Source organism: Streptomyces silvae, from assembly GCF_016745505.1.
Classification (GTDB): Bacteria; Actinomycetota; Actinomycetes; order Streptomycetales; family Streptomycetaceae; genus Streptomyces; species Streptomyces silvae.
Genome location: NZ_JAERUC010000023.1, coordinates 17,538 through 42,190 on the forward strand (window position 1 = coordinate 17,538; position 24,653 = coordinate 42,190).

30 protein-coding genes and 1 riboswitch are annotated in these 24,653 nt (G+C 71.8%); of the genes, 18 read left to right on the forward strand and 12 right to left on the reverse strand.

The window, feature by feature from the left end:
- Nucleotides 1-39: 39 nt before the first annotated feature.
- From JKV81_RS03700 to JKV81_RS03720, 5 genes are all read right to left on the reverse strand, one after another.
- Nucleotides 40-705: an urease accessory protein UreF gene (locus JKV81_RS03700; RefSeq protein ID WP_129260987.1), complete on the reverse strand. Its 666-nt coding sequence runs from the start codon at nucleotides 703-705 to the stop codon at nucleotides 40-42.
- Nucleotides 706-722: 17 nt separating this feature from the next.
- Nucleotides 723-2,444 carry an urease subunit alpha gene (locus JKV81_RS03705; RefSeq protein ID WP_202074899.1) on the reverse strand — a complete coding sequence of 574 codons (1,722 nt, stop codon included), beginning with the start codon at nucleotides 2,442-2,444 and terminating at the stop codon, nucleotides 723-725.
- Nucleotides 2,437-2,748 (reverse strand): urease subunit beta, encoded by a 312-nt coding sequence (locus tag JKV81_RS03710; protein ID WP_129260990.1) that lies wholly within the window; start codon nucleotides 2,746-2,748, stop codon nucleotides 2,437-2,439. Before JKV81_RS03710 ends, JKV81_RS03705 begins: the two co-directional genes overlap by 8 nt.
- Nucleotides 2,749-2,762: 14 nt before the next feature.
- Nucleotides 2,763-3,065 carry an urease subunit gamma gene (locus tag JKV81_RS03715; RefSeq protein WP_124278315.1) on the reverse strand — a complete coding sequence of 101 codons (303 nt, stop codon included), beginning with the start codon at nucleotides 3,063-3,065 and terminating at the stop codon, nucleotides 2,763-2,765.
- 139 nt (nucleotides 3,066-3,204) lie between these two features.
- Nucleotides 3,205-3,825, reverse strand: coding sequence for a TetR/AcrR family transcriptional regulator (locus tag JKV81_RS03720; RefSeq protein ID WP_202074900.1), 621 nt, complete (start codon nucleotides 3,823-3,825; stop codon nucleotides 3,205-3,207).
- Nucleotides 3,826-3,933: 108 nt separating this feature from the next.
- Here JKV81_RS03720 and JKV81_RS03725 point away from each other — a divergent pair, with 108 nt between their 5' ends.
- Nucleotides 3,934-4,929: an ABC transporter permease gene (locus JKV81_RS03725; RefSeq protein WP_202074901.1), complete on the forward strand. Its 996-nt coding sequence runs from the start codon at nucleotides 3,934-3,936 to the stop codon at nucleotides 4,927-4,929.
- Nucleotides 4,930-5,034: 105 nt separating this feature from the next.
- Here the strand turns inward: JKV81_RS03725 and JKV81_RS03730 are convergent, their stop codons facing one another.
- Nucleotides 5,035-5,364: a type II toxin-antitoxin system Phd/YefM family antitoxin gene (locus tag JKV81_RS03730; protein WP_129260997.1), complete on the reverse strand. Its 330-nt coding sequence runs from the start codon at nucleotides 5,362-5,364 to the stop codon at nucleotides 5,035-5,037.
- 79 nt (nucleotides 5,365-5,443) lie between these two features.
- Between JKV81_RS03730 and JKV81_RS03735 the strand changes: the two genes are divergently transcribed.
- From JKV81_RS03735 to JKV81_RS03745, 3 genes are all read left to right on the forward strand, one after another.
- On the forward strand, nucleotides 5,444-6,067 hold the full coding sequence (locus tag JKV81_RS03735) for an ATP-dependent Clp protease proteolytic subunit (RefSeq protein ID WP_202074902.1): 624 nt from the start codon (nucleotides 5,444-5,446) through the stop codon (nucleotides 6,065-6,067).
- 7 nt (nucleotides 6,068-6,074) lie between these two features.
- On the forward strand, nucleotides 6,075-6,383 hold the full coding sequence (locus tag JKV81_RS03740) for a hypothetical protein (RefSeq protein WP_129261001.1): 309 nt from the start codon (nucleotides 6,075-6,077) through the stop codon (nucleotides 6,381-6,383).
- Between the two features lie 359 nt (nucleotides 6,384-6,742).
- Nucleotides 6,743-6,915, forward strand: a riboswitch (cyclic di-AMP (ydaO/yuaA leader).
- Nucleotides 6,916-6,918: 3 nt separating this feature from the next.
- Nucleotides 6,919-7,389, forward strand: a complete 471-nt coding sequence (locus JKV81_RS03745) for a C40 family peptidase (RefSeq protein WP_129261003.1) — start codon at nucleotides 6,919-6,921, stop codon at nucleotides 7,387-7,389.
- An 18-nt stretch (nucleotides 7,390-7,407) separates the two neighbouring features.
- On the opposite strand, the gene JKV81_RS03750 is transcribed toward JKV81_RS03745, so the two are convergent.
- Complete coding sequence (locus tag JKV81_RS03750) at nucleotides 7,408-8,058, reverse strand: LysE family translocator (protein ID WP_202074903.1); 651 nt, start codon at nucleotides 8,056-8,058, stop codon at nucleotides 7,408-7,410.
- A 72-nt stretch (nucleotides 8,059-8,130) separates the two neighbouring features.
- Here JKV81_RS03750 and JKV81_RS03755 point away from each other — a divergent pair, with 72 nt between their 5' ends.
- Nucleotides 8,131-9,045 (forward strand): LysR family transcriptional regulator, encoded by a 915-nt coding sequence (locus JKV81_RS03755; RefSeq protein ID WP_129261007.1) that lies wholly within the window; start codon nucleotides 8,131-8,133, stop codon nucleotides 9,043-9,045.
- A gap of 95 nt (nucleotides 9,046-9,140) precedes the next feature.
- Here JKV81_RS03755 and JKV81_RS03760 read toward each other — a convergent pair whose 3' ends face one another.
- Nucleotides 9,141-9,569, reverse strand: coding sequence for an ATP-binding protein (locus JKV81_RS03760; RefSeq protein WP_129261009.1), 429 nt, complete (start codon nucleotides 9,567-9,569; stop codon nucleotides 9,141-9,143).
- A gap of 230 nt (nucleotides 9,570-9,799) precedes the next feature.
- On the opposite strand from JKV81_RS03760, the gene JKV81_RS03765 reads away from it, so the two are divergent.
- Nucleotides 9,800-10,753: a helix-turn-helix domain-containing protein gene (locus JKV81_RS03765; protein WP_202074904.1), complete on the forward strand. Its 954-nt coding sequence runs from the start codon at nucleotides 9,800-9,802 to the stop codon at nucleotides 10,751-10,753.
- The gene (locus tag JKV81_RS03770) at nucleotides 10,690-10,896 is read left to right on the forward strand and encodes a DUF397 domain-containing protein (protein WP_202074905.1); all 207 of its coding nucleotides are present in this window, start codon (nucleotides 10,690-10,692) and stop codon (nucleotides 10,894-10,896) included. Before JKV81_RS03765 ends, JKV81_RS03770 begins: the two co-directional genes overlap by 64 nt.
- Here JKV81_RS03770 and JKV81_RS03775 read toward each other — a convergent pair.
- Nucleotides 10,889-12,037: an 8-amino-7-oxononanoate synthase gene (locus JKV81_RS03775; protein ID WP_202074906.1), complete on the reverse strand. Its 1,149-nt coding sequence runs from the start codon at nucleotides 12,035-12,037 to the stop codon at nucleotides 10,889-10,891. The two genes, JKV81_RS03770 and JKV81_RS03775, sit on opposite strands and share 8 nt — an antisense overlap.
- A gap of 144 nt (nucleotides 12,038-12,181) precedes the next feature.
- Here JKV81_RS03775 and bioB point away from each other — a divergent pair, with 144 nt between their 5' ends.
- From bioB to JKV81_RS03795, 4 genes are all read left to right on the forward strand, one after another.
- Nucleotides 12,182-13,369, forward strand: coding sequence for a biotin synthase BioB (bioB, locus tag JKV81_RS03780; protein WP_129261017.1), 1,188 nt, complete (start codon nucleotides 12,182-12,184; stop codon nucleotides 13,367-13,369).
- Complete coding sequence (locus JKV81_RS03785) at nucleotides 13,362-14,666, forward strand: adenosylmethionine--8-amino-7-oxononanoate transaminase (protein WP_202074907.1); 1,305 nt, start codon at nucleotides 13,362-13,364, stop codon at nucleotides 14,664-14,666. Before bioB ends, JKV81_RS03785 begins: the two co-directional genes overlap by 8 nt.
- Nucleotide 14,667: 1 nt before the next feature.
- Nucleotides 14,668-15,357 (forward strand): dethiobiotin synthase, encoded by a 690-nt coding sequence (bioD, locus tag JKV81_RS03790; RefSeq protein WP_129261021.1) that lies wholly within the window; start codon nucleotides 14,668-14,670, stop codon nucleotides 15,355-15,357.
- A gap of 74 nt (nucleotides 15,358-15,431) precedes the next feature.
- On the forward strand, nucleotides 15,432-16,127 hold the full coding sequence (locus JKV81_RS03795; protein WP_202074908.1) for a class I SAM-dependent methyltransferase: 696 nt from the start codon (nucleotides 15,432-15,434) through the stop codon (nucleotides 16,125-16,127).
- 15 nt (nucleotides 16,128-16,142) lie between these two features.
- Here the strand turns inward: JKV81_RS03795 and JKV81_RS03800 are convergent, their stop codons facing one another.
- Entirely contained in the window at nucleotides 16,143-16,514 is a 372-nt protein-coding gene (locus JKV81_RS03800) for a fic family toxin-antitoxin system, toxin component (protein WP_099172087.1), read from the reverse strand.
- The gene (locus tag JKV81_RS03805; RefSeq protein ID WP_030125221.1) at nucleotides 16,511-16,738 is read right to left on the reverse strand and encodes a hypothetical protein; all 228 of its coding nucleotides are present in this window, start codon (nucleotides 16,736-16,738) and stop codon (nucleotides 16,511-16,513) included. Before JKV81_RS03805 ends, JKV81_RS03800 begins: the two co-directional genes overlap by 4 nt.
- Before the next feature lie 112 nt (nucleotides 16,739-16,850).
- Between JKV81_RS03805 and JKV81_RS03810 the strand changes: the two genes are divergently transcribed.
- The 5 genes from JKV81_RS03810 to JKV81_RS03830 all read left to right on the forward strand — a co-directional run bounded on the left by JKV81_RS03810 (nucleotide 16,851) and on the right by JKV81_RS03830 (nucleotide 21,868).
- A complete protein-coding gene (locus tag JKV81_RS03810) occupies nucleotides 16,851-17,270 on the forward strand; it encodes a GNAT family N-acetyltransferase (RefSeq protein WP_202074909.1) in 420 nt (139 codons plus the stop codon).
- A 208-nt stretch (nucleotides 17,271-17,478) separates the two neighbouring features.
- Nucleotides 17,479-18,816, forward strand: a complete 1,338-nt coding sequence (locus JKV81_RS03815) for a hemolysin family protein (protein WP_099172090.1) — start codon at nucleotides 17,479-17,481, stop codon at nucleotides 18,814-18,816.
- Complete coding sequence (locus JKV81_RS03820) at nucleotides 18,813-19,832, forward strand: hemolysin family protein (RefSeq protein WP_099172091.1); 1,020 nt, start codon at nucleotides 18,813-18,815, stop codon at nucleotides 19,830-19,832. The genes JKV81_RS03815 and JKV81_RS03820 overlap by 4 nt, the downstream gene beginning before the upstream one ends.
- A gap of 163 nt (nucleotides 19,833-19,995) precedes the next feature.
- Complete coding sequence (locus JKV81_RS03825) at nucleotides 19,996-20,850, forward strand: SGNH/GDSL hydrolase family protein (RefSeq protein ID WP_202074910.1); 855 nt, start codon at nucleotides 19,996-19,998, stop codon at nucleotides 20,848-20,850.
- 217 nt (nucleotides 20,851-21,067) lie between these two features.
- Nucleotides 21,068-21,868: an SAM-dependent methyltransferase gene (locus JKV81_RS03830; protein ID WP_129261029.1), complete on the forward strand. Its 801-nt coding sequence runs from the start codon at nucleotides 21,068-21,070 to the stop codon at nucleotides 21,866-21,868.
- An 85-nt stretch (nucleotides 21,869-21,953) separates the two neighbouring features.
- Here JKV81_RS03830 and JKV81_RS03835 read toward each other — a convergent pair whose 3' ends face one another.
- Nucleotides 21,954-22,337: a hypothetical protein gene (locus tag JKV81_RS03835; RefSeq protein WP_129261031.1), complete on the reverse strand. Its 384-nt coding sequence runs from the start codon at nucleotides 22,335-22,337 to the stop codon at nucleotides 21,954-21,956.
- 91 nt (nucleotides 22,338-22,428) lie between these two features.
- Between JKV81_RS03835 and JKV81_RS03840 the strand changes: the two genes are divergently transcribed.
- Both JKV81_RS03840 and purB read left to right on the forward strand, forming a co-directional pair.
- Nucleotides 22,429-22,986 (forward strand): TetR/AcrR family transcriptional regulator, encoded by a 558-nt coding sequence (locus JKV81_RS03840; protein ID WP_202074911.1) that lies wholly within the window; start codon nucleotides 22,429-22,431, stop codon nucleotides 22,984-22,986.
- Between the two features lie 218 nt (nucleotides 22,987-23,204).
- Nucleotides 23,205-24,647 carry an adenylosuccinate lyase gene (gene purB, locus JKV81_RS03845; protein WP_107489908.1) on the forward strand — a complete coding sequence of 481 codons (1,443 nt, stop codon included), beginning with the start codon at nucleotides 23,205-23,207 and terminating at the stop codon, nucleotides 24,645-24,647.
- The last annotated feature ends 6 nt before the right edge of the window (nucleotides 24,648-24,653 follow it).

The following is a 24,653-nucleotide window of genomic DNA, read 5'->3' on the forward strand; positions in this document are numbered from 1 at the left end:
GGCGGCTCCTGGTGAGAACGATGGGCTGGGTACGCGGCTTCAGGACGCGAACAGGCGGACCGGCCAGGCCGCGTGGGCCTCGGCCGAGATGTCGAGCAGCGGGGCGGAGGCGGCGGGCAGCGCGTCGATGCCGTGGCGTGCGGCTTCGGCGGCCTGCCCGGCGACCCGGTCGAGGGCGGGGGCGAGCCGGGCGAGGACGGCGCTGGCCTCGAACGGGTCGAGGGACAGCAGGCGGACCACCGCGGTGGCGGGGCCGCTGACCGTTTCGTAGACGACGCAGTGTGCGGCGTCGGCGGGTTCCAGGCCGGCGGAGCGTGCCGTGAGCCCGAGGACGACGGGCTGGTGGGCGCCGCGCGGCCGGGCTTCGGCGAGCGCGGCCAGTTCGGGGCTCGGCCAGGTGGCCCGGGCCGCTCTCATCAGCTGCCGGCCGAGTCTGCGGGCGGCGTTCCTGAGGGCGGGTGAGGGGGTCCGGGCGTCGGCCGCCTCGTCGAGGGCGAGCGGGTCGAGGCCCTGGGCCGCGGCGGCGGCCAGGGCGGCGGAGGTGAGGCCCGTGGTGTGGAGCCGGCCCAGGCAGAACTCCTCCAGGTCCCGGGCGTCACGGATGCGTCCCGCCTTGACGGCCGGTTCGGCGCCACCGGAGTGGGCGTGGCCACCGGCGGGGAACCGGCCGTCGGCGAGGACGAGCAGGGCTGCGCGCGTGGTCATGAGGTGCTGTCCTGCCCTCAGAAGAGGAAGTAGCGCTGGGCCATGGGGAGTTCCGCGGCGGGTGCGGGTTCGACCGGGTCGCCGTCGATGGTGACGGCGAAGCTGTCGGGGTCGACCTGGACCCGGGGCAGGGCGTCGTTCTCCCGCATGTCCGCCTTGGTGACGCCCCGGGTGCTGGTGATCGGCACGAACGCCTTGCCGAGCCCCAGGCGCTCCGGGAGCCCCGCCTCGACGGCCGCCGAGGAGACGAAGTTGAGAGAGTTGGACGCGGGGGCACGGCCCACGGCTCCGAACATCGGGCGGGGCATGACCGGCTGGGGGGTGGGGATGGAGGCGTTGGCGTCGCCCATCTGCGCGTACGCGATCTGGCCGCCCTTGATGACGGTCTGCGGCTTGACCCCGAAGAACGCCGGGTCCCACAGCACGAGGTCGGCGAGCTTGCCGGTCTCGACGGAGCCGATCTCCCGGTCCAGCCCCTGGGCCACCGCCGGGTTGATGGTGTATTTGGCGACATAGCGACGTGCCCGGTGGTTGTCGGCGGGGCCGTCGCCCGGCAGCGCGCCGCGTCGCCGCTTCATCACGTGGGCGGTCTGCCAGGTCCGCAGGATCACCTCGCCGATACGGCCCATCGCCTGGGAGTCCGAGGAGATGATCGAGATGGCTCCGAGGTCGTGGAGGATGTCCTCGGCCGCGATGGTGGACGGCCGGATCCGGGACTCGGCGAAGGCGAGGTCCTCCGGCACGGTGGGGTTGAGGTGGTGGCAGACCATCAGCATGTCGAGGTGTTCCTCGATGGTGTTGACGGTGTGCGGCCGGGTCGGGTTGGTGGAGCTGGGCAGGACGTAGGGCTCCGAGACCACACTGATGATGTCGGGAGCGTGCCCGCCGCCCGCGCCCTCCGTGTGGTAGGCGTGGATGGAGCGACCGGCGATGGCGGCCAGGGTGTCGGCGACGAACCCGGCCTCGTTGAGCGTGTCCGTGTGGATGGCGAGCTGGGCGCCGGTCTCCTCGCACACGCTCAGGCAGGCGTCGATGACGGCGGGGGTGGCACCCCAGTCCTCATGGATCTTGAATCCCAGTGCTCCGGCGCGCAGTTGGGAGTGCATGGCCTCGCGGGACATGGTGTTGCCCTTGCCGAGCAGACCGATGTTGACCGGGTAGCCCTCGAGCGCCTCGAACATCCGGGCGAGGTGCCAGGGGCCCGGGGTGATCGTGGTGGCTTTGGTCCCTTCCGCCGGCCCCGTGCCACCGCCGACGAGTGTGGTGATCCCGGAGGAGAGCGCCTGGTCGACGAGGGTCGGCGAGATGAAGTGGACGTGGGCATCGATGGCTCCGGCGGTGATGAACTTGCCGTTGCCCGCGATGATCTCGGTCTCGGGCCCGATGACCAGCTCGGGGTGGACACCGTCCATCGTGTCGGGGTTGCCGGCCTTCCCGATGCCGGTGATCTGGCCCTCACGGATGCCGATGTCCGCCTTGACGACGCCCCAGTGGTCGATGATGACGGCGCCGGTGACGACGGTGTCGGGGGCACCCTCGGCGCGGGTGGTCCGCGCCTGGCCCATCGACTCACGGATCACCTTGCCGCCGCCGAACACGGCTTCGTCACCGGCCCGCCCGGGGCCGCCGGAACGGTCCTCCTCGATCTCCACGACGAGGTCGGTGTCGGCGAGCCGGATGCGGTCACCGGTGGTGGGCCCGAACAGATCGGCGTACACGGGACGGCTGAGCTCAGGCATCGAGGGGACCTCCGGTGGCGCCGCGCAGTCCGGGGACGGTACGCAGACCTGCGAGCGGGACGAGTTCGACGTCGACGGGGATGCCGGGCTCGAAGCGCACAGCGGTCCCGGCGGCGATGTTCAGCCGCAGCCCGTGGGCCGCGCGGCGGTCGAAGTCCAGGCCGGGGTTGGCCTCGGCGAAGTGGTAGTGCGAGCCGACCTGGACGGGCCGGTCGGCGGCGTTGAGGACGGTGAGGCGGGTGACGGGGCGCCCCTCGTTGAGCGCGATCCGCCCCTCGGCGAACAGGATCTCTCCGGGAATCATCGGCCGTTCCCCCGTCAGACGATCGGTTCGTGGACGGTGACCAGCTTGGTGCCGTCCGGGAAGGTGGCCTCGACCTGGACGTCGTGGATCATCTCCGGGATGCCGTCCATGACGTCGTCGCGGGTGAGGACCTTCCGGCCGGAGGCCATGAGTTCGGCCACGGTCCGGCCGTCGCGCGCGCCTTCCAGCAGGTGCGACGTGATCAGCGCGACCGCCTCGGGGTGGTTCAGCCGCAGCCCGCGCGCCCTGCGCTTCTCCGCGACGTCGGCGGCCACATGGATGAGCAGGCGTTCCTGTTCGTGCGGAGTCAGTTGCACGCTTCCACCCTCTTCGTCTTCCGCCCGGTACCTGCCCCGGGCGCAGCGGGACCTTATCCCGCCTTCAACACTCTGTTGAACGGCGAAGAGGGCTCCGCGACCAGGTATGGCACGTTAGGGCGGAAGTTTTTCCGGCGCGTTAACTGATCCTTGACGGATCCATGGACATCAGGCCGCGCAGCCCGTTCTCCAGGACGTCGGGCTCGACCCCGCCGAACAGCGCTTCCTGCGCGAGGAATCCCTGGGCGGTGGCGATCAGGGTGCGGGCCACGTCGTCGGCCGGGACGTCGGCGCGCATCAGCCCGGCCGCCCGGTATGCGTCCACCAGCTTCGCCCACGCCGCGCGCATGCCGGCGTAGCCGTCGTGGAGGGTCTTCGCCAGCCGCTCGTTGCGCATGGTCTCGGCCCACACCTGGACGATGAGCGCGGCAGACGCGCGGCGCTCCATCACGTACATCTGGTCCTCGAAGACCCCGCGCACCACCCTGCCCAGCAGGACGTCGGGGGTGGGCGGCGGGGTGAGCTCCCCGGCCTCCTCGAAGGCCCGGCGGATGTTGACGAACGCCTCGTCGGCGATGGCGGCGATCAGGTCCTCCTTGCCCGCGAAGTAGCGGTAGACGGCCCCTGCGGACAGACCGACCTCCTTCAGCACGTCCTGCATCGAGGTGCCGTGGAAGCCGTTACGGGCGAAGCAGTGCGCGGCACCGGCGAGGATCTGCCGGCGGCGGGCGTCGAGGTGCTCCTGGGATACGCGTGCCATGGCAGCCAATCTAAAACGAACGTTCCTTCTTGACAAGCGTCCGGACCGGGGAGACAGTGGCCGCATCCTAAAACGAACGATCCTTCTCTTTGAATTGAGGCAGTCGTCATGCCTGCTGCGCCCAACCGCCGCGCGGTCGCGGTCATCCTCCTCGTCCCGCTGATCGTGACACTCAGCCTCTGGGCGTTCTCCTGGCCCGCGGCCCGGATCGCCCCGCGCGACCTGCCCGTGGGCGTCGCGGGCGCCGCCCCGGCGGCCGACCAGCTGCAGAGCCGGTTCGAACAGCGCGAGGGCGCCTTCGAGATCCACCGTTACGCCGACGAGGCTGCGGCCCGCGCCGCGATCGAGGACCGGGTCGTATACGGCGCCGTCGTCGTCACCGGGAAGGGCCCGCAGCTGCTCACCGCCTCCGCGGCGAGCCCCGTCGTCGCCCAGCTGCTGACCGAGGCCGTCAAGGCGTCGGCCCCCGCGGGCACGGCGATACCGGTCACCGATGTCGTCGCGGCACCCGAGGCCGATCCGCGCGGCGCCGCCCTCGGCGCGAGCATCCTCCCGCTGGCCCTGGCCGGTGTCGCCGCCGGCGCACTGGTGACCGTCATGGGGCTGCGCGGCGCCAGGGCGGCTGTGACCCTCGCCGGGGCGTCGGCCCTGGTCGGCATCGCGGCCACCGCGATCGCCCACAGCTGGCTGGGGGTGGTGACGGGTGACTGGTGGACGGAGGCCGGCGCCATCGGGCTCACCGTGCTGGCCATCGCCTCGGCCGTCGGAGGGCTCGCCGCCCTGGTGGGCCCGAAGGGCATCGGTGTGGGCGCGCTGCTGATGGTGCTGCTCGGCAACTCCTTCTCGGGTGTCACGAGCGCCCCTCAGCTGCTGCCCGAACCGGTCGGCCTGATCGGTCAGTGGCTCCCGCCGGATGCGGGCGGCTCACTGCTGCGGTCGGTCGCGTTCTTCGACGGCGCTGCGGCGGGCGGCGCGGCGCTGACCCTGGCGGTGTGGTCGGCCGTCGGCCTGGCGGCCGTGCTGGCCGGCGCCCGTCGCCGGCCGGAACCGAATGCCCCGGCCGCACCCTCCGCCGAGCACCGCGAACCGGCTCTCACCAGCTGACGGGACTCCACCCGGACGAGCCGCGCCCCCGCCGGACAGGCGGGGGCGCGGCTTTTCGCTGTTCCTGATCGGCCAAGGACCGGAGAGGCTGCGGCACGAGCGGCGTCAGCGGTCCCGGTCCTCATGGCCGCGCGGCTCGTGACCCCGGTGTTCGTGGCCCTGGTACTCGGCGGCAATCCCGAAGCGGTGGCGTTCGCCCGGAGCGGACTCCACGGAACGGAACGAGGACAGCGAGCTGATCACCTGCTCCTCGGCTGCCACCTCCTGCGCCGCGGCTTCCCCGTCCTCCAGTCGTTGCAGGTCAGCGGCGGACACGAGAGCCACAAGAGGCTTCCCGTGGCGCGTGACCACCACCCGTTCGCCCCCGTAGACGACACGGTTGATCAGTTCGGCGAGCTCCGCCCGGGCTTGCGTCACCGGAATCTCGTAGGCCATGCCCCCATCTTAGCCTCCTGTACGTCCTGTACATTTTTCACGTACTCCGATTCGCCGTGGTCCGAGGAGAGGCACTGTCATGTTCCGTCCCGCCGCCCGCTACGTCCTGCCCGAGTTCACCGAACGCACCGCCAACGGATCCCGGAGCATGGACCCGTACTCGAAGCTGCTGTCCGAGCGGATCGTCTTTCTCGGCACGCCCGTCGACGAGACCGCGGCGAGCGACCTGATCGCCCAGTTCATGTACCTGGAGCACGCGGATCCCGACCGGCCGGTGTCCCTCTACATCAACTCGCCGGGTGGCTCCTTCAACGCCATGACCGCGGTCTACGACACCATGAACTTCCTCGCCTGCGACGTGGAGACCTTCTGCCTCGGCCAGGCGGGTTCGAGCGCCGCGGTGCTGCTCGCGGCCGGCGCGCCCGGCCACCGACATGCCCTGCCAGGCGCCCGGGTAGTCATCCAGCAACCCGCCCTGGAGGAGCCGGTGCGGGGCCAGCCCTCCGATCTCGAGATCCAGGCCCGCGAGTTGATGCGCGAGCGCGAGATGCTCACGGCCATGCTGGCCCGTCACACGGGGCGCTCCCCGCAGGAGATCAGCGCCGACATCGAACGGGACACCATCCTCGACGCCCCGGCCGCCCAGGCGTTCGGGCTGGTGGACCACGTCATGGAGAACCGCACGCCGCACCCCACGAGATGAACGCCCGATGCTCCCACCGCAGTTCCCGCCGCTCCCCGCCCTGACCCGCGCCGAGGCCGAGTTCATCGACCGCTATCTGGAGGCGCTCGACCAGCTCGGCCGCATCAACCCCGCCCGCGGCAGCGACACGTACGGGGCGCTCCGGGCGGCCCAGGCCCTCGCGTCCCGGGCAGCCGCCCTGCGCGACGCGCTCGTGTTGATGCACGAGCGGGGTGAATCTCAGATCCACGCGGAGACCTTGACCAGGGCGCTGCGGCTGCTGGACGGCGAGCGCCGTGCCGCACGGGTCGCCGTGCCTCCCGCGCCGTCGAGTTGAACGCCTCGCCGCCCGGCCGCCGGACCCGCCTTTCGGTGTCTGTTTTCGACACGCCCGGCGGGCCGATGAGTTTTGCTCGCTCGATCGGCGTAGAAGGTCCCCCGCCCGAGGGACAGCTCAACTTGCGCAACGGGCGCGGACGCTGAGCGGAATCTGTTGTTCCGCCGCTGGTACGCGGCTGGTCCGGCGCAGCCGTCGCGGCTCCGGGGCGGCCGCGTCCACCCGATCGGATCAGTCGTGACGACTCTCACATATCGCTACTTCAACGAGGAAATCCGGCAGTGCGTGCGTAAAGATCCCTGGGACGACAAGCCCCCGCCACCGCGGCGGGGCGGTCCGGGCGGACGCCGAGTCCTGCCGCCGTCCGGATGCCTGGTCGACAGGAGTGGATCGGCAGGAGTGGAGGACCCGAGCACAACGGGCCGACCGGGCAACCGGACGGCCCTCGGGGTGAAGCCGCATCACGCGGCCGGGCAACTTCGCCAGCCCGAACCCGACAGGTCATCCTTCACAGGCGGCTGACGAAGGGTTGCGCATGACTGCGCAGGTTCATGTCCCGTCTCTGTTCGCCCGGGTCGGTACGGCCTCGGTTCTGACGTTCGCCGTAGGCACCACCATGATGGCCCCCGGTTTCGTGAACGACGCCGAGGCCGCCGCCCATTCGACGAAGGCACTCAAGATCGCCGCCTCGAAGAAGGGGTCGCCCTACAGATGGGGCGCCACCGGCCCCCATCGGTTCGACTGCTCCGGCCTCACGCTCTACTCGTTCAAGAAGGCCGGCAGGAAACTCCCCCGTACGGCTCAGCAGCAGTACAACAAGACCCGCCATATCTCCAGGTCGCAGCGGAAACGCGGCGACCTGGTCTTTTTCCATGCGGGCAGCAGTGTGTACCACGTCGGCATCTACGCCGGCAGCGGCAAGATCTGGCACTCACCGAAGACAGGCGCCGTGGTCCGGCTGGAGAAGATCTGGTCCGGCAACGTCTGGTACGGGAGGGTCGCCTGACACCCTCCCCCGTCCGGTTCAGCGCAGCAGCGGGCCCGTCACCAGCACGAGCCCCAACGCGGTGAGCGCCGTGCCGCTGCCCCCCTCGATCGCACGGGAGGCACGCGGCCGGCGCAGCCACCGCCCCAGCCGGTCCACCAGCAGGGCCACCGCCGGGAACCAGACGAGCGCGAGCACGACGACCACCGAGGCCAGCAGCAGGGTCCTGGGCAGCGCCGACCGCCCCTCGGGGACGAACTGGGGCAGCAGGCTGAGGAAGAGCACGGGCGCCTTCGGGTTGAGGGCGTTGGTCAGGAAGCCCTGGCGCAGCGAGCGCGCGAGCCCCGGCCGCGGCCTGGCCGCGTCCTCCTCCTCGGCTCGGGTGCCTGTGCCGCTCGTGGCCGCCCGTCGCCACATCGCGTACAGGCCGCTGAGCCCGAGGTAGAGCACGTACGCGCCGCCGAGCAGCTGCACGGTGCGGAACAGGACGGGCATCGTCACGAGGACGGCGGCGAGTCCGGCGGCGGCCAGCGCGGTGTGCACCAGCAGCCCTCCGGCGACCCCTACGGCGGTGGCGAGCCCGGACCGCCGGGATGCGAGGGCGTTGCGTACGACGACGGTGAAGTCGGCGCCGGGGAGGGCGACCATTCCCGCGGCGACGACGACGAAGGCGAGCAGTTGTGCGTCCATGGGTCCACCTTGGCCGCTCAGGCCCTTTAGCATGTACTTGCAATCTTCTGGGTCTGCCAAAAGGAACGCTTAATGTACGACCCGACGCGGCTGGCCGCGCTGGTGGCGGTGTCCGAGGCCGGCTCGATCACGCGCGCGGCTGCGCGGCTGGGGTACACCGCCCCCGCGCTCTCGCAGCAGCTGGCCAAGCTGGAGCGGGAGGCCGGGGCCGCGCTCCTCGTCCGCCATCACCGCGGGGCCCGTCTGACGGCGGCGGGTGAGCTGCTGGCGGGTCGGGCCAGACGGGTGCTGGACGAGATGGACCAGGCGCGGCACGAGCTGGCCGGGCTCGCGGGACTGTCGGGCGGCCGGCTGCGGGTCGGTACGTTCGTGACGGCCGGGATCCATCTGCTGCCGCCCGTGCTCACCGCGTTCCGGCGCGCGCACCCCGACGTGGAGCTGGCCGTCACGGACTACGAGCCGCCCGCCGGGGTCACCGCGGTGGCGGCGGGTGACGTGGACCTGGCGCTGACCCACGCGTACGAACCCGCTGTGCCGCATCCGCTGCCGGCCGGGCTGTCCGCCGAGCCGCTGCTCGTCGAGGAGCTGGTGCTGGTCACCGCGCTCGGGCAGATGCTGTCCGAGGGCAGCGGCCCGCTGCCGGTGGCCGAACTCGCGGGCCGCCCGCTGATCAGCAGCGCCCCCGACCATCCGCCTCGGCGCGGGGTGGAACGGGCGCTGGCCGATGCGGGGGCCACCCCCGCGGTGGTGTGCGAGTCGCCCGGCTACGCCCTGGTGTGCGCCCTGGTCAGTGCGGGGATCGGGGTGGCCGTGGTGCCGGAGATGGTGGCCGCGATGTCCCCGGCGCCGCTCGCCGTCCGGCGCCTGGAACCCGCCGCTTTCCGGCGGACGATCTCCGTGGTGCACCGGGGGGACCGGAACACCCCGGCGGCGACGACGCTGATGGCACTGCTGCGCAGCGGCTTCGGCCGGGCCTCCGCCGGCTGAGGACCGGCCGGTCCCACGAGGGCGGCACGCCGCCTGAAGACGGCGCGCCCCTTGCGGGCGTCGTGCCCCGTGCGGGCCGCACACCCCGGGACGCGTCAGGCCTGTGCGGGGACCGGCCAGGGAAGGGCCACCGACACGGTCTTGCCCCCGTCGGCGGTGGGGCTGACACCGAGCCGGCCGCCGTGCTCCTTCGTCAGGGCCCGGATGATCACCATGCCGCGCCCGTTGTCCTGGCGGACGGCGGCGGGCAGCCGCTGGGGCCAGCGCGGGTGGCTGTCCGTCACACCGAGGTAGAGCTCCTCGTCCCGGTCGAGGCGGAGGTCCACCGTGAAGGTGGGTGACTGGCCGAAGGTGTGCTGGACGGCGTTGGTGGCGAGTTCGGAGACGATCAGCCGGACGGTGTCGGCGGTGTCGTCGTCGGCGAGGCCCCATTCGGTGAGCACCCGGGCCACATGTCTCCGGGCCGCGGAGACCGAGGCCGGATCGCTCGGCAGAGTGACGGATGCTTCCTGATGGTCTGCCATGGCGACGCCGTCCCTTTCCCGGCCCGACCGACCGGTGGTCGGCCTGGATTGTGCTTCGCGCCAGACTGCCACCGATGCCGCCCCCGATGACGGCGATCCACCAAGATATGCATATATCTGTCGCTCATTACGGTGAACCGCGTCCCCTCGGCCGTGCACCGGCGTCACACTGGCCCCTTTCCGAGCCGGACCCGCCCGGGGCGGCTCTCCGTCAACGGGAGGAGGCCTCGATGCGAAACGGCCCAGTGGTGCGCCGCCGCAAACTTGGGGAGGAGCTGCGCGGTCTGCGCACCACCTCGGGACTCACCAGCCGGGAAGCCGCCGCGATGCTGGGCTGGCACCAGTCGAAGGTGAGCCGGATCGAGACGGGTGCGAGCGGGGTGACGCCCGGTGATGTGACCCGGCTGCTGGACGCCTACGGCGTGGACGACCGCCAGTTACGCTCGCTGCTCCAGGCTCTCGCCGGGTCGGCCGGCGGGGGCGGGAGCGGGTGGTGGCACGCCTATCGCGGGCTCATCCCGCCCCAGTACCGCGACTTCATCAGTCTGGAGTCCCAGGCCGACGCCGCCCGGACGCTGGAGACCTCGGTGGTCCCGGGGCTGCTGCAGACCGCCGACTACGCGCGGGCGGTGACCCGGTCCTCGCTGGACGGACTGCCGCCCGCGCAGCTCGACTCCCTGGTGGAGGTCAGACTCGCGCGGCAGAGCGTCCTGCACCCGCCCCGGCCGCTGCGGCTCAGCGCCGTGCTCGACGAGGCCGTGATCCGGCGGGAGGTCGGCGGACCCCGGGTCATGGGGGAACAGCTGCGCCATCTGGCGCGGGTGGCGCAACTCCCGCACGTGACACTCCAGTTACTGCCGTTCGAGGCCGGGAGCTATGTCGGCCTCAGCGGCCCTTTCGTAATCTTCTCTTTTCCGAACACTTCTGATCTGGATGTGGTCGTTCTTGACCACTTGACGAGTAGCCTCTATCTGGAGCGGAAAGAAGACCTCGAGGCGTACAGCTCGGCCTTCCGCACGATGCAGGCCCACGCGCTGTCGCCGGAGCGATCGCTGGACCTCATCGCCGCGCTGGCCCGCGGTGATCAGGCGGAACCTTCAGACTGCCCGAGGGGGGCACGATGTCCGACCGTCCCGCACAGCCCGCACCCCGTTGGCGGCGCAGCAGCCGCAGCACCGGGATGAACAACTGCGTGGAAACCGCGCCGCTCGACGACGATCAGCTCGCCGTACGCGACTCCAAGGACACGGGCCTGCCGCAGCTCCGCTTCTCGGCGACGGCGTGGACCTCCTTCGTGGCCGCACTGCACGGCGGCCCGGTCAGCTGACGGGCAGTGGCGCCGTCGCGACGACCGTGCCCACGGCGGCCGTGATCTGATCCTGCGTCAGGTCGGCGCGGGCAGTCAGCCGCAGCCGGGAGATCCCGTCCGGCACCGACGGCGGCCGGAAGCATCCCACCGCGAGACCCGCGGCGCGGCAGTCGGCGGCCCAGCGCACCGCCGACTCCGCGGAAGGGGCGCGGACCGACACCACGGCGGCGTCGGGGCGTACCGCTGTCAGTCCGGCCGCGGTGAGCCGGCCGTGCAGCTCGGCGGCGACCGCACCGGCCCTCGCCGCGCGGTCCGGTTCACGGCGCAGCAGACGCAGCGCGCCCAGCGCCGCGCCGACGGCGGCGGGCGCGAGTCCGGTGTCGAAGATGAACGTACGGGCCGTGTTGACCAGATGCTGGATGACCCGGGCAGGGCCGAGCACCGCTCCGCCCTGGCTGCCGAGGGACTTGGAGAGGGTGAGCGTGGCGACGACGCCCTCGCCGCCCGCCAGCCCGGCCGCCGCGAGGGCGCCGCGCCCGCCCTCGCCCAGGACGCCCAGCCCGTGGGCGTCGTCGACGAGGAGGGCCGCGCCCGCCGCGCGGCAGGCGTCGGCGAGTGCGGCCAGGGGGGCCGCGTCGCCGTCCACCGAGAAGACGGAGTCGGTCACCACCAGCGCCCGTCCGCCGTGGGTGTGGAGCGCCTTGCGCACGGCCTCGGGGTCCGCGTGCGGCACGACGGCGGTGGCGGCCCGGGAGAGCCGGCAGCCGTCCACGATCGAGGCGTGGTTGCCGGCGTCGGACACGATCAGCGAGTCGTGTGCGGTGAGCGCCGTGAGCGCGGCGAGGTTGGCCGCGTAACCGGAGGAGAAGACCAGCGCCGCCTCGAATCCGCAGAACGCGGCGAGTTCCCGCTCCAGTTCGGCGTGGAGCGCGGTGGAGCCGGTGACGAGCCGTGAGCCGGTGGACCCGGCGCCCCAGGTCCGTGCCGCCTCGGCGGCCGCGGCGGTGACCTCGGGGTTCCGGCTCAGCCCCAGGTAGTCGTTGCTCGCGAGGTCCAGGAGCTCCGTCCCGGCGGGCCGGGGACGCAGCGTCCGCACGAGTCCGGCGTCGGCGCGGCGCCGGGCCTCGTCGTCGATCCAGTCGAACGGGGCGTAGGGCATGAGCGGGTCCCTTTTTGTAGGCAGCTCACAGACCCTAACCGGGTGCGCAACAGGCCAGGGTGTGGCAATACCCACAGCATCAGCCGCCTTAACTGTCCGGTTCCTCCTTGGCCGAAGGCGGTGCCGTACGTCAGGATCAACGCCATGGACCTGCTGAATACGCTGGTGGACAAGGGGCTGCGGCGCGAACTGCCGACCCGTGACGAAGCGCTCGCCGTGCTGGCGACCTCCGACGACGAACTGCTCGACGTGGTGGCGGCTGCCGGAAAGGTACGCCGCCAATGGTTCGGGCGACGCGTGAAGCTGAACTATCTGGTGAACCTGAAGTCCGGGCTCTGCCCGGAGGACTGCTCGTACTGTTCGCAGCGGCTCGGTTCCGAGGCGGGCATCCTCAAGTACACCTGGCTGAAGCCGGACGAGGCGACGAAGGCCGCCGCCGCCGGGGTGGCCGGCGGCGCCAAGCGCGTCTGTCTGGTGGCGAGCGGCCGGGGGCCGACGGACCGGGACGTCGACCGGGTGTCGCGGACCATCGAGGCGATCAAGGGGGAGCACGAGGACGTCGAGGTGTGCGCCTGCCTCGGGCTGCTCTCGCAGGGCCAGGCCGACCGGCTGCGGTCCGCGGGCGCCGACGCGTACAACCACAACCTCAACACCTCGGAGGGGACGTACGGGGAGATCACGACCACCCACACGTACGCCGACCGGGTGGACACCGTGCAGCAGGCCCAGGCCGCCGGGCTCTCGGCGTGCTCGGGGCTGATCGCGGGGATGGGTGAGACCGACGCCGACCTGGTGGACGTCGTGTTCTCGCTGCGCGCGCTGGACCCCGACTCGGTGCCGGTGAACTTCCTGATCCCGATCGAGGGCACCCCGCTCGCCAAGGAGTGGCATCTCACCCCCCAGCGGTGCCTGCGCATCCTGGCGATGGTCCGGTTCGTCTGCCCGGACGTCGAGGTGCGGCTCGCGGGCGGGCGCGAGGTCCATCTGCGCTCGATGCAGCCGCTCGCCCTGAACCTGGCCAACTCGATCTTCCTGGGCGACTATCTGACCACCGAGGGCCAGTCGGGCCAGTCCGACCTCGACATGATCAAGGACGCCGGCTTCGAGGTGGAGGGGGCGGACACCACGACGCTCCCCGAGCACCGTGCCCAGGCGGGCGGCGGCTGCGGTTCGCACGAGGGCTCCTGCGGACCGTGCGGCGAAGCCCCCGAGGCGGCGCCCGAGGCCACTGCGGTGGCCGCCGCGGAGCCGTCGGAGGCCCTGACGGCGCGTACGGATCTGGTGGCGGTCCGCCGTCGCGGTGCCGGGACGGACCTCGCGCCCAATGCCTGATCCGCTCAGCCCCGCCGAACTCCGCGCCCTGGACAGGGCCCACGTCTGGCACCCCTACGGCCCGATGCCGGGCCGGCAGGAGCCGCTGGTCGTGGAGTCCGCGTCCGGGGTGCGTCTCCGGCTCGCCGAACCCGCCCATGGACAGCGCGAGTTGGTGGACGGCATGTCGTCCTGGTGGTCGGCGGTCCACGGCTACAACCATCCGGTGCTCAACGAGGCCGCCCGCGGCCAGCTGGACCGGATGAGCCATGTGATGTTCGGCGGGCTCACCCATGAGCCCGCCGTCCGGCTGGCGACCCGGCTGGTGGAGATCACGCCGGAGCCGCTGCGACACGTCTTCCTCGCCGACTCGGGGTCCGTCTCCGTCGAGGTCGCGGTGAAGATGTGCCTGCAGTACTGGCGTTCGGCTGGGCGGCCCGCCAAGCAGAGGCTGCTGACCTGGCGCGGCGGGTACCACGGGGACACCTGGCAGCCGATGTCGGTGTGCGACCCCGAGGGCGGGATGCACGAGCTGTGGTCGGGCTCGCTCCCCCGGCAGGTCTTCGCGGACGCCCCTCCGGACGGCTTCGACGCCGAGCCGGACGACGCGTACGCACGCCATCTGCGCGAGCTGGTGGCCGCCCACGCCGATGAGCTGGCGGCCGTGATCGTGGAGCCCGTGGTGCAGGGGGCGGGCGGGATGCGCTTCCACTCCCCCGCGTATCTGCGGGTGCTCCGCGAGGCGTGCGACGCGCACGACGTGCTGCTGGTGTTCGACGAGATCGCGACGGGTTTCGGCCGCACCGGGCAGTTGTTCGCGGCCGGCCACGCCGGGGTGTCACCCGATGTCATGTGTGTCGGCAAGGCGCTGACCGGTGGCTATCTGACGCTGGCGGCCACCCTGTGCACCTCGCGGGTGGCGGAGGGCATCTCCAGCGGGGACGTCCCGGTGCTCGCGCACGGGCCGACGTTCATGGGCAATCCGCTCGCCGCCGCGGTGGCCTGCGCCTCGGTGGACCTCCTGCTGGGCCAGGACTGGGAGCTGGAGGTGAAGCGGATCGGCACGGGCCTGCGCCAGGGCCTGGCGGAGGCGGCCGGTCTGCCGGGCGTACGGGATGTCCGGGTGCTGGGTGCGATCGGCGTCGTACAGCTCGATCACGACGTGGACATGGAGGCCGCGACCCGGGCCGCGGTCCGCGAGGGTGTGTGGCTGCGCCCGTTCCGCGATCTCGTGTACACGATGCCGCCGTACGTGACAGGGGACGACGATGTGGCACGGATCTGCCGGGCCGTGTGCGCCGCGGCGAAGGAGGGATGAGATGACGGTCCTCGTGGTGACCGGTACGGGCACCGAGATCGGCAAGACGATCGTGACCGCGGCGGTGGCGGCGGCTCACCGGGACCTCAGGGTCGCGGTCCTGAAACCCGCCCAGACCGGCCTCGCACCGGGTGAGCCAGGTGACGCCGCCGAGGTGGCGCGGCTGGCCGGCGCCCATGTGACGGCGGTCGAACTGGCCCGTTTCCCGGAACCGTTGGCCCCTGAGACGGCGGCACGCCGGGCGGGCCTCGCCCCCGTACGCCCGTACGAGATCGCCGAGGCGGCGCAGAAGCTGGCGACCGAGCACGACCTGGTGCTGGTCGAGGGCGCGGGCGGGCTGCTCGTGCGCTACGACGGGCAGGGGGCCACGCTCGCGGACGCCGCGCGGCTGATGGCGGCGCCCGTGCTCGTGGTGGCTCCGGCCGGCCTGGGCACGCTCAACGCCACGGCGCTGACGACCGAGGCGCTGCGTGCGCGCGGTCTCACGTGTCCCGGCGTGGTGGTGGGGAGCATGCCCGCCGAGCCGGACCTGGCCTCACGCTGCAACGTCGATGACCTTCCGGTCTCCGCGGGCGTCCCGCTGCTCGGCGCCGTGCCGGCCGGTGCGGGGGCATTGGAGCCGGCCGACTTCCGGGCCCGGGCCGCGGGTTGGCTGGCGCCTGAGCTCGGCGGGAATCGGACCGCCGGTTGAGCGGCTGAGCGGGGCCCGTACGGGGGAGAATTGAAGGAGAGCCGTATTCACGTGCCCTCCGAGGAGGTCCGATCATGCTTCGGCGCAGCGCACCCGTCCCCCGGGACGCGGTGCACCACCCGGTCTTCGCCCGCTTCTACGCCCGGCTGAGCGTGGCGGCCGACCTCAAGGGGGGTGTGGCGGACCGTCGGGACGAGCTTCTCTCCGGTCTCTCCGGCCGGGTCATCGAGGTCGGCGCGGGCAACGGTCTCAACTTCGCGCACTATCCCGGGGCCGTGTCGGAGGTGGTGGCGATCGAGCCGGAACGCAGCCTGCGGCAGATGGCGGCCGGTGCGGGGCTCCGCGCGGAGGTGCCGGTCGACGTGGTGCCGGGCACGGCCGAGGCGCTGCCGGTCAAGAGCGAGGCGTTCGACGCGGCGGTGGCCTCGCTGGTCCTGTGCACCGTGCGGGACCTGCCGCGGGCGCTGGCGGAGATCAAGCGGGTGCTGAGGCCCGGCGGTGAGCTGCGCTTCTTCGAGCACACCCTGGCTCCGGGCCGGGCGCTGGCGACGGCGCAGCGTGCGGTGGACCGCACCGTGTGGCCGCTGCTGTTCGGGGGCTGTCACACCGCGCGGGACACGCTCGCGGCGATCGAGGGGGCCGGCTTCGAGCTGGGGGTGTACCGCCGGTTCTCCATCCCGGACCGGGGTGTGCGGCTGCCGAGCTCCCCGTGCGTGATCGGTGTGGCCCGCCGGTCCGCCGTGGTGGACCGCGCGGCGGAGACCGGTTGAGGCACGCCGGTCAGGTCACAGGCTCCATCGGCGCAGCTCGTCCGCAATGGCCCGGACGTCGGCCTTGCCCTCCTTCACGAGCCGGGCGAGGTCGCGCACCTGCTCGGGAGAGGTGATCACCTTCAGCCCGGAGGCGACGAGGTAGCCGTAGGCGACGGCGGAGGCGAACATCGCGTTGGAGTGTTCCAGCGCGGGCACATGGAGGAGCAGCTGCAACAGGGCGGCCGCCCGCGCGTGCGGGTCGCTGTAGACGGGGCTGCCGAAGATCTCCGCCTCGTGCCGGCTGACGGCGGCGACGAGCGCGCCCCAGTCGACGACCTGCGGATCACCGGGCGTCTTGTGCTCGGCGACCATGAGCAGCCAGGAAAGGTCGATCTGCAGGTTCAACGGGTGCCTTCGCGCTCCGGGCCGAACTCCTCGGCGAACACCGACTCGTACTGCTTCATGAAGTCGGCCGCGGCCTCGACGAAGGTGTGTCCCACCTCGCCCGCATCCCGTTTGACGAGCTCCTCTATGTAGCGGTTCACGCTCATCCCCCGCTGCAGGGCGCGCTGTCGCGCCGCCTCGGCGGTGGCCTCGTCCACTCGAACGTTCAGCTGAGTCTTGGGCACGTCATCACGCTAGCGCGTGTGCGCTAGCACCCGCAAGGGGAGCGGGACGGTGCGGGAGCACCGGGGCGAAAGGGGTTCGCCGTCCCCCGGGGCGCTCTGGTTGGCTCGGGACATGAACGATCTCGACATCCGCCACGCCACGCTCTCCGACATCGACGCCGTGCTGCGCTTCTGGCGTCAGGCCGCGGAGGGCACCAGCATCACCGATGACCACGACGGAGTGGCCCGGCTGATCTCGCGGGACCCCGAGGCCCTGATCCTCGCGGAGCGCGACGGCCTGATCGCCGGCACCGTCATAGCCGGATTCGACGGGTGGCGGTGCTCTGCGTACCGGCTCGCCGTGCACCCCGACCGCCGGCGGCAGGGCGTCGCGACCGCACTCCTGGAAGCGGCGGAACAGCGGTTCCTGGCGCTCGGCGGGCGGCGGGTCGACGCCATGGCCCTGGAGTCCAACGAGCGGGCCCACCACGCATGGGGCGCGGCTGGCTACCATCGCGAGGACCACTGGCGGCGCTGGGTCAAGTCCCTGTGACCGCCTCCAGGACCGCCGTGAGACCGTGACGATCCGCAAACACTGCGCCACACAGGGCATTTTGCCGATCCTTTACTATGGATCCTCGACCGTCCGACCCTTCCGAAAGGTGTGAGCGTCCGCCCATGGGCGAGCCCCCCAGTAGTCGATACCGCCGACATCGCGCGATCCTCCTGCCCCTGCCCGATCATGGGACGGAGGTGAACCGATGACCGAAGTGCTCCTGCTCCTCGTGGCGCTCCTGCTTGCGCTCGCCTGCGGTGCATTCGTCGCGGCCGAGTTCTCTCTGACCACCGTGGAGCGCGGCGACCTCGAACGGGCCGTGGAGCGGGGGGACCGTGGCGCGGCGGGCGCCCTCAAGGCCGTACGCAGCCTCACCTACCAGCTCTCCGGCGCCCAGCTCGGCATCACCGTCACCAACCTGGTCGTGGGCATGCTCTCCGAGCCGTCCATCTCCAAGCTGATCCGGGGCCCGGTGGAGGCGACCGGGCTGTCGCCCGGCGTGTCCTCCTCGCTGGCCCTCGTGATCGGTACCGCGCTGTCCACCGTGGTCCTGATGGTCGTCGGTGAGCTCGTCCCCAAGAACTGGGCGATCTCCTCCCCGCTGGCCGTGGCCCGGACGGTCGCCGCGCCGCAGCGCGCGTTCACCGCCGTCTTCCGGCCCTTCATCAGCCACCTCAACAACACCGCCAACCGGATCGTGCGCCGCTTCGGGCTGGAGCCGGCCGAGGAGCTGGCCTCCGCGCGCAGCCCGCAGGAGCTGGTCGCCCTGGCGCGCCACTCCGCCAAGGAGGGGGCGCTCGAGGCGGACACCGCCGAGCTCTTCGTCCGCACGCTCAACCTGTCCGAACTGACCGCGGAGAACGTGATGACCCCCCGTGTCCAGGTCACCGCGCTCGACGTGCAGGCGACCGCCGAGGACGTCGCGAACGCCACCCGGGCCACCGGACTCTCCCGGTTCCCCGTCTACCGGGGCAGCCTGGACACGGTCGTCGGCGTCGCGCACATCAAGGACGTACTGGCGATCCCCGCCGACCAGCGGCCCCGTAAGCGGGTGTCGGACATGCTGCGCGAGCCGCTGCTCGTGCCGGAGACGCTGACCGTGGACCGCCTGCTGGACAGGCTCTCCGGAAAGCTGGCCATGGCCGTCGTCATCGACGAGTACGGCGGCACGGCGGGAGTCGTGACGCTGGAGGACATCGTGGAGGAAGTCGTCGGCGAGGTGCGGGACGAGCACGACCCGCACGAGACGCCCGACCTGGCGGCGGCGGGCGAGGACGCGGACGGCCGCACCCTGTGGTCCGCCGACGGGGCGGCCCGCACGGACCAGCTCCGCACCATCGGACTGCGGGTGCCTGACGGGCCGTACGAGACACTGGCCGGCCTGATCGCCACGGAGGTCGGCCGCATTCCGGTGGTCGGCGACACCGTCGAGCTCACCGGTTGGCGCATCGACGTGGTCGACGCCTCGGGGCACCGCGCCGCGCGTGCCCTGCTGCACGCGCCGCTTCCCGGCAGCGACGAGCCGGCGGAGGACGAACGATGATCGCCGTCCAGCTCTTCATCGGCCTGCTGACCCTGGTCGTCAACGCGTTCTTCGTCGGCGCGGAGTTCGCGCTGATCTCCGTACGCCGCAGTCAGATCGAGCCCGAGGCCGAAGCCGGAAACCGGCGGGCCCGCAGCGTCATCTGGGGCCTCGAACACGTCTCGGCGCTCCTAGCGGCGGCGCAGCTGGGCATCACGCTCTGCACGCTGGTGCTGGGTATCGTCGCCGAGCCCGCCATCGCCCATCTGCTGGAGCCCGTCTTCGACGGGGTGGGGGTGCCGCACGGACTGGTGCACCCGATCTCCTTCGTCATCGCCCTGACCGTGGCCACGTACCTGCACATGCTGCTGGGCGAGATGGTGCCGAAGAACATCGCGCTGGCCGAGCCCGCCCGCACCGCCCTGCTGCTCGGGCCGCCCCTGGTGACCCTCGCCAGGGCGCTGAAGCCGGTGATCTTCGCGATCAACGCCTTCGCGAACACGCTGCTCAAGCTGTTGCGGGTGGAGACCAAGGACGAGGTCTCCGCGACCTTCTCCGACGACGAACTCGCACGCCTCGTCAAGGACGCCGAGGACTCGGGGCTCGTCGACGACCGCTCGGCCGACCGTCTGCGCCACGCACTGGAGCTGGGCCGCCGCCCGGTCCAGGACGTGCTCCTTCCGGTCGACCGGGTGCTGTACACCCGGGTCGGCACGACCCCGGAGGAGCTGGAGCGGCTCTCGCACGAGTCCGGCTTCTCGCGGTTCCCGGTGATGGACAGCGAGCAGCGCATCATCGGCTACCTCCATGTGAAGGACGCCCTGGACGCCATGCCGCGCGATGTGCCGTTCCCGGTGACGGCCCTGCGGCCGATCGCCCGGGTGCGGGCGGCGACGCCGCTGGACGACGTGCTGACGGCGCTGCGGCGCAGCCGTACGCACCTGGCGGCCGTACTCGACGACGACGGCCGGCTGGCGGGCATGATCACGATGGAGGACGTCCTGCGTGAGCTCGTGGGCAGGCCGCAGGCCCGCTGACGCACGCTCCCGGTGACGGGACGGGACGGGCACGAAAGGGAGGGGCGCGGCCTGGGGCCGCGCCCCTCCTTCGTGCCCCGCCTCCGTGCCTCTCCTTCGTGCCCCTCCGTCGCGCTCCGGGGCCCCTGCGGGCGGGGCGTGTCGCGGTACGATCAGCAGCGTCATGGAATTGAATGCCTCCTACACCAGTTTCGTCGCGGTCGGCGACTCGTTCACCGAGGGCATGTCGGACCTGCTGCCCGACGGGTCCTACCGCGGCTGGGCCGACGTCCTCGCCGCCCGCCTCGCAGCCCGTACGCAGGGTGCGCCCGGTGCGCCCGGCTTCCGGTACGCCAATCTCGCCGTACGGGGAAAGCTCATCGGCCAGATCGTGGACGAGCAGGTGCCGATCGCGGCCGCACTGCAGCCGGATGTGATCACGCTCGTGGGCGGGCTCAACGACACCCTGCGGCCGAAGTGCGACATGGGCATGGTCCGCGGCCGGCTGGAGGAGGCGGTGGAGCGCCTCGCGCCGTCCTGCAAGACCCTGGTGCTGATGCGCAGCCCCGGCCGGAACGGCCCGGTGATGGAACGCTTCCGTCCGCGCATGGAGGAGCTGTTCTCGCTGGTCGGCGAGCTGGCCGAGCGCCATGGCGCGGTGGTGACCGACCTGTACGGCGCTGCGTCGCTGGGAGACCCGCGGATGTGGGACGTGGACCGGCTGCACCTGACGGCCGAGGGGCATCGCAGGGTCGCGGAGGCGGTCTGGCAGACGCTGGGGCTGCCCGCGGAGAGCGACTGGCAGAAGCCGATGCCGGAGTCGGCACCGGCGCGGTGGGCACAGCGGCGGATCGACGACGCCCGGTTCGCGCGGCAGCATCTGCTGCCGTGGATCGGCCGCCGCCTGACCGGGCGGTCGTCCGGTGACGGCCGGGCCGGCGCGCAGTTCGACGCGGGGCTGGGGAAGGCGTGCTGGATCACACCGGAGGACGCGGCGGATCCTGGCCCGGTGACCGGGTGGCGCCGACTGGACGGCTGACGGGCCGGACCTGTATTCCGTGGACGGGCCGTCAGGCTGACCGCCGACCAGCTGACCGGCTGACCGGCTGACCGGCCTGCGTCGGCCGGGTGCCCGCAGTCGATACCGCCTGCGAGTTGGCGCGAGTTGACAGAATCGCACTCTCGGACGCGGGCCGATGCGACAGGATGGGTGTCCTCGCGCAGGGACACCCTGGGCACCGGAACGGGGAGTTCCCATGAGCGGCGCACCTGACGTCCACGCATCGGCGGAGACGTTCGACACCAGCACACCCCACTCGGCGCGGGTCTGGAACTACTGGCTGGGCGGCAGGGACAACTACGAGGCGGACCGCCTGCTGGGCGCGACGATGGCGGAGCTCTATCCGCAGATCATCGACATCGCCCGCGCCTCCCGCCGCTTCCAGGCCAGAGCGGTGCGCTACCTGGCCGGGGAGGCCGGGATCCGGCAGTTCCTCGATCTCGGCACCGGCCTGCCGACCGCGGACGCGACGCATGAGGTCGCGCAGGCCGCCGCACCCACGGCCCGCGTCGTCTACGTGGACCACGACCCGATCGTGCTGGCCCACGCCCGCGCCCTGCTGACCAGCAGCCCCGAAGGCGCCACGGACTACGTCCACGCGGATCTGCGGGACACGGAAACCGTGCTCCGGGCGGCAGCCTCGACGCTGGACCTCGATCAGCCCGTGGCGGTGATGGTGCTCTCCACCCTGGGCCATGTCGCCGACGACGGAGAGGCCGCCGCCCTTCTGCGCGGCTACCTCGACGCGGTCCCCGCCGGGAGCTACCTCATGCTGTGCGACACCATCGAGACCGAGGAGACCGCGGCGGCTTCCGACGAGTACGCCGACGGTGGCGCGATGCCCTACATCTCGCGGCCCCGGCAGACCGTGCGCTCCTTCGCGGACGGCCTCGATCTCGTCGAACCGGGATTCGGGTCGATCAGCCTGTGGCGCCCCGAGGAGCCGGTGACGGGCGAGCCCGTGGACCAGTGGGGCTTCGTGGCCGCGAAGCGCTGAGGAATGGGGCCTGCCCCCTCGTGAACCCTGGAGTCCGGCTGGGGCCCGCCTTGTCGCGGGCCCCGGGGCCTGGCCTGGGCCTGAGTCACCGGCTCCGCGCCCAGGCGTGTGCCGCCTCCGCGTCCTGGGTGGCCGTCGTCGGACAGCCCCAGAGTGCGTCGCTGCTGTGGATGGCCTTGGCCCGTTCTTCCGGGATGTCGGCAGGTGCCACGAAAGCGAGGCCATGGCAGTGGGCCGTCAGGCCGGGGCGGAGCTCCTTGAGGGCGCGGATGCGGTCGGTGGCGGGGGCGCCGGTGGGGCGTTCTTCCGGTGCGGGCATCACGAGGACGGCGACGAAGGGCGCGGCCCGTTCGGTGAGGGCGCGCAGTTCACGCAGGATCAGGTCCTGGGCCTCCGGTGTGGGCAGCCCGGCCACGTCGATCTCGTGAACCTCTGTCTCGTGCGTCTCTCGTGACTCCCGTGCGTCCATGGGCCGAGTGTACGGCTATTAGCGACCAGTGGTCACTAATATCGGGACACTCCAACCCGGCGGCTCCCCCTGCTGGCATAGCCTTGCCGCGATGACCACGAAGGTGAAGAACACGACCGGAAACCGGCCCGGACGGCCCGCGCGCCTCAGTCGCGAGCTGATCGTCGAGGCCGCGCTGCGGGCTGACGTGGAGACGCTCACCATGCGGGAGTTGGCGTCCCGTCTCGGGGTGTCGCACTCGTCGCTGTACCGGTGGGTGCCCGATCGGGACGGCGTGCTCGACCTGGTGAGTGAGGTCATGGTCGAGCGGCTGCTGCCCGATGAGGAGCCGGGGCCCGATGACTGGCGGGAGTGGCTGGCGCGGCTCGCCTGTTCGATGCGGGACGAGTTTCTGGCCGTACCCGGGTACGCCGCTCATGTCGCCCGCCCGCACCGGCACCACCCGGAGTCGTTCGGGCGACTGCGGGAGCGGGTCGTCGCGGCGTTCCGGGCGGCCGGTGCGGGTGAAGCCGACGCCGAGCTGAGCTGGCAGGTGTTCGGGTTCGGGGTGGTGCGATGGCTGGGGGCGGCCGGGGACGGGCCCGACGAGCCGCCGTTCGAGGTGTTTCTCGAGACCCTGCTGCGCGGGCTTCCGGTCCGGTCCGGCTAGAGGCTGTCAGCCGGGTCAGTCATAGCTGTCAGCAGGGTCGGTCTCATACCGGCAGCCGACACATACGGGTGGCCCGCGCCGCCCTGTGCTGATGCGCATGCCGGACCGCGCCCACCACAAGATCCTTCGGGCCGCCCCCGATCCTCCCCTGACCTGGAGGTTCCTACAGTCCATGGACGGTTCGGAACCCGTATGGACGCCCGGTAAACTCGGGCCACGTGACTGCTGTGTCTGCGAAGCCTCGCATCCCCAATGTCCTGGCCGGCCGCTATGCCTCTACGGAGCTGGCCGTCCTCTGGTCCCCCGAGCAGAAGGTGAAGCTGGAACGTCAGCTGTGGCTGGCGGTGCTGCGCGCTCAGAAGGACCTCGGGATCGAGGTGCCCGACGCTGCGCCGGCCGACTACGAGCGTGTGATCGACCAGGTCGACCTCGCCTCGATCGCCGAGCGCGAGAAGGTCACCCGGCACGATGTGAAGGCCCGGATCGAGGAGTTCAACGCTCTCGCCGGCCATGAGCAGGTCCACAAGGGCATGACTTCCCGGGACCTCACCGAGAACGTCGAGCAGCTGCAGATCCGGCTCTCGCTGGAGCTGATGCGCGACCGCACGGTGGCGGTTCTGGCGCGGCTCGGCAAGCTGGCCGGGGAGTACGGCGAGCTGGTCATGGCGGGCCGTTCGCACAACGTCGCCGCGCAGGCGACGACGCTGGGCAAGCGCTTCGCGACCGCCGCGGACGAGCTGCTCGTGGCGTACGGGCGGCTGGAGGACCTGCTGGGCCGCTACCCGCTGCGTGGCATCAAGGGTCCCGTCGGCACGGCCCAGGACATGCTGGACCTGCTCGGCGGCGACGCGGACAAGCTCGCCGACCTGGAGCAGCGTGTCGCCTCGCACCTCGGCTTCGCGCACGCCTTCACCTCCGTCGGCCAGGTCTACCCCCGTTCCCTCGACTACGACGTCGTCACCGCGCTGGTCCAGCTGGCCGCCGCGCCCTCGTCGGTCGCCAAGACGATCCGCCTGATGGCCGGGCACGAGCTGGTGACCGAAGGTTTCAAGCCGGGCCAGGTCGGCTCGTCGGCGATGCCGCACAAGATGAACACGCGTTCCTGCGAGCGGGTCAACGGCCTGATGGTGATCCTGCGCGGCTACGCGTCGATGACGGGCGAGCTGGCCGGTGACCAGTGGAACGAGGGCGACGTGTCCTGCTCCGTGGTCCGCCGGGTGGCGCTGCCGGACGCCTTCTTCGCGTTCGACGGTCTGCTGGAGACCTTCCTCACCGTGCTCGACGAGTTCGGCGCGTTCCCCGCGGTCGTGGCGCGTGAGCTGGACCGCTACCTCCCCTTCCTCGCCACGACCAAGGTGCTGATGGGCGCGGTACGGGCCGGGGTCGGCCGCGAGGTCGCGCACGAGGCCATCAAGGAGAACGCCGTCGCCTCGGCGCTCGCCATGCGGGAGCAGGGCGCCGAGCGCAACGAGCTGCTGGACAAGCTGGCCGCCGACGAGCGCATCCCGCTCGACCGGGCCGAGCTCGATGCCCTGATGGCGGACAAGCTCTCGTTCACCGGGGCGGCGGGCGACCAGATCGCCGTACTGGTGTCCAGGATCGAAGAGATCGCCAAGCAGCACCCGGAAGCCGCGGCGTACGCCCCCGGCTCCATCCTCTGACGGCCG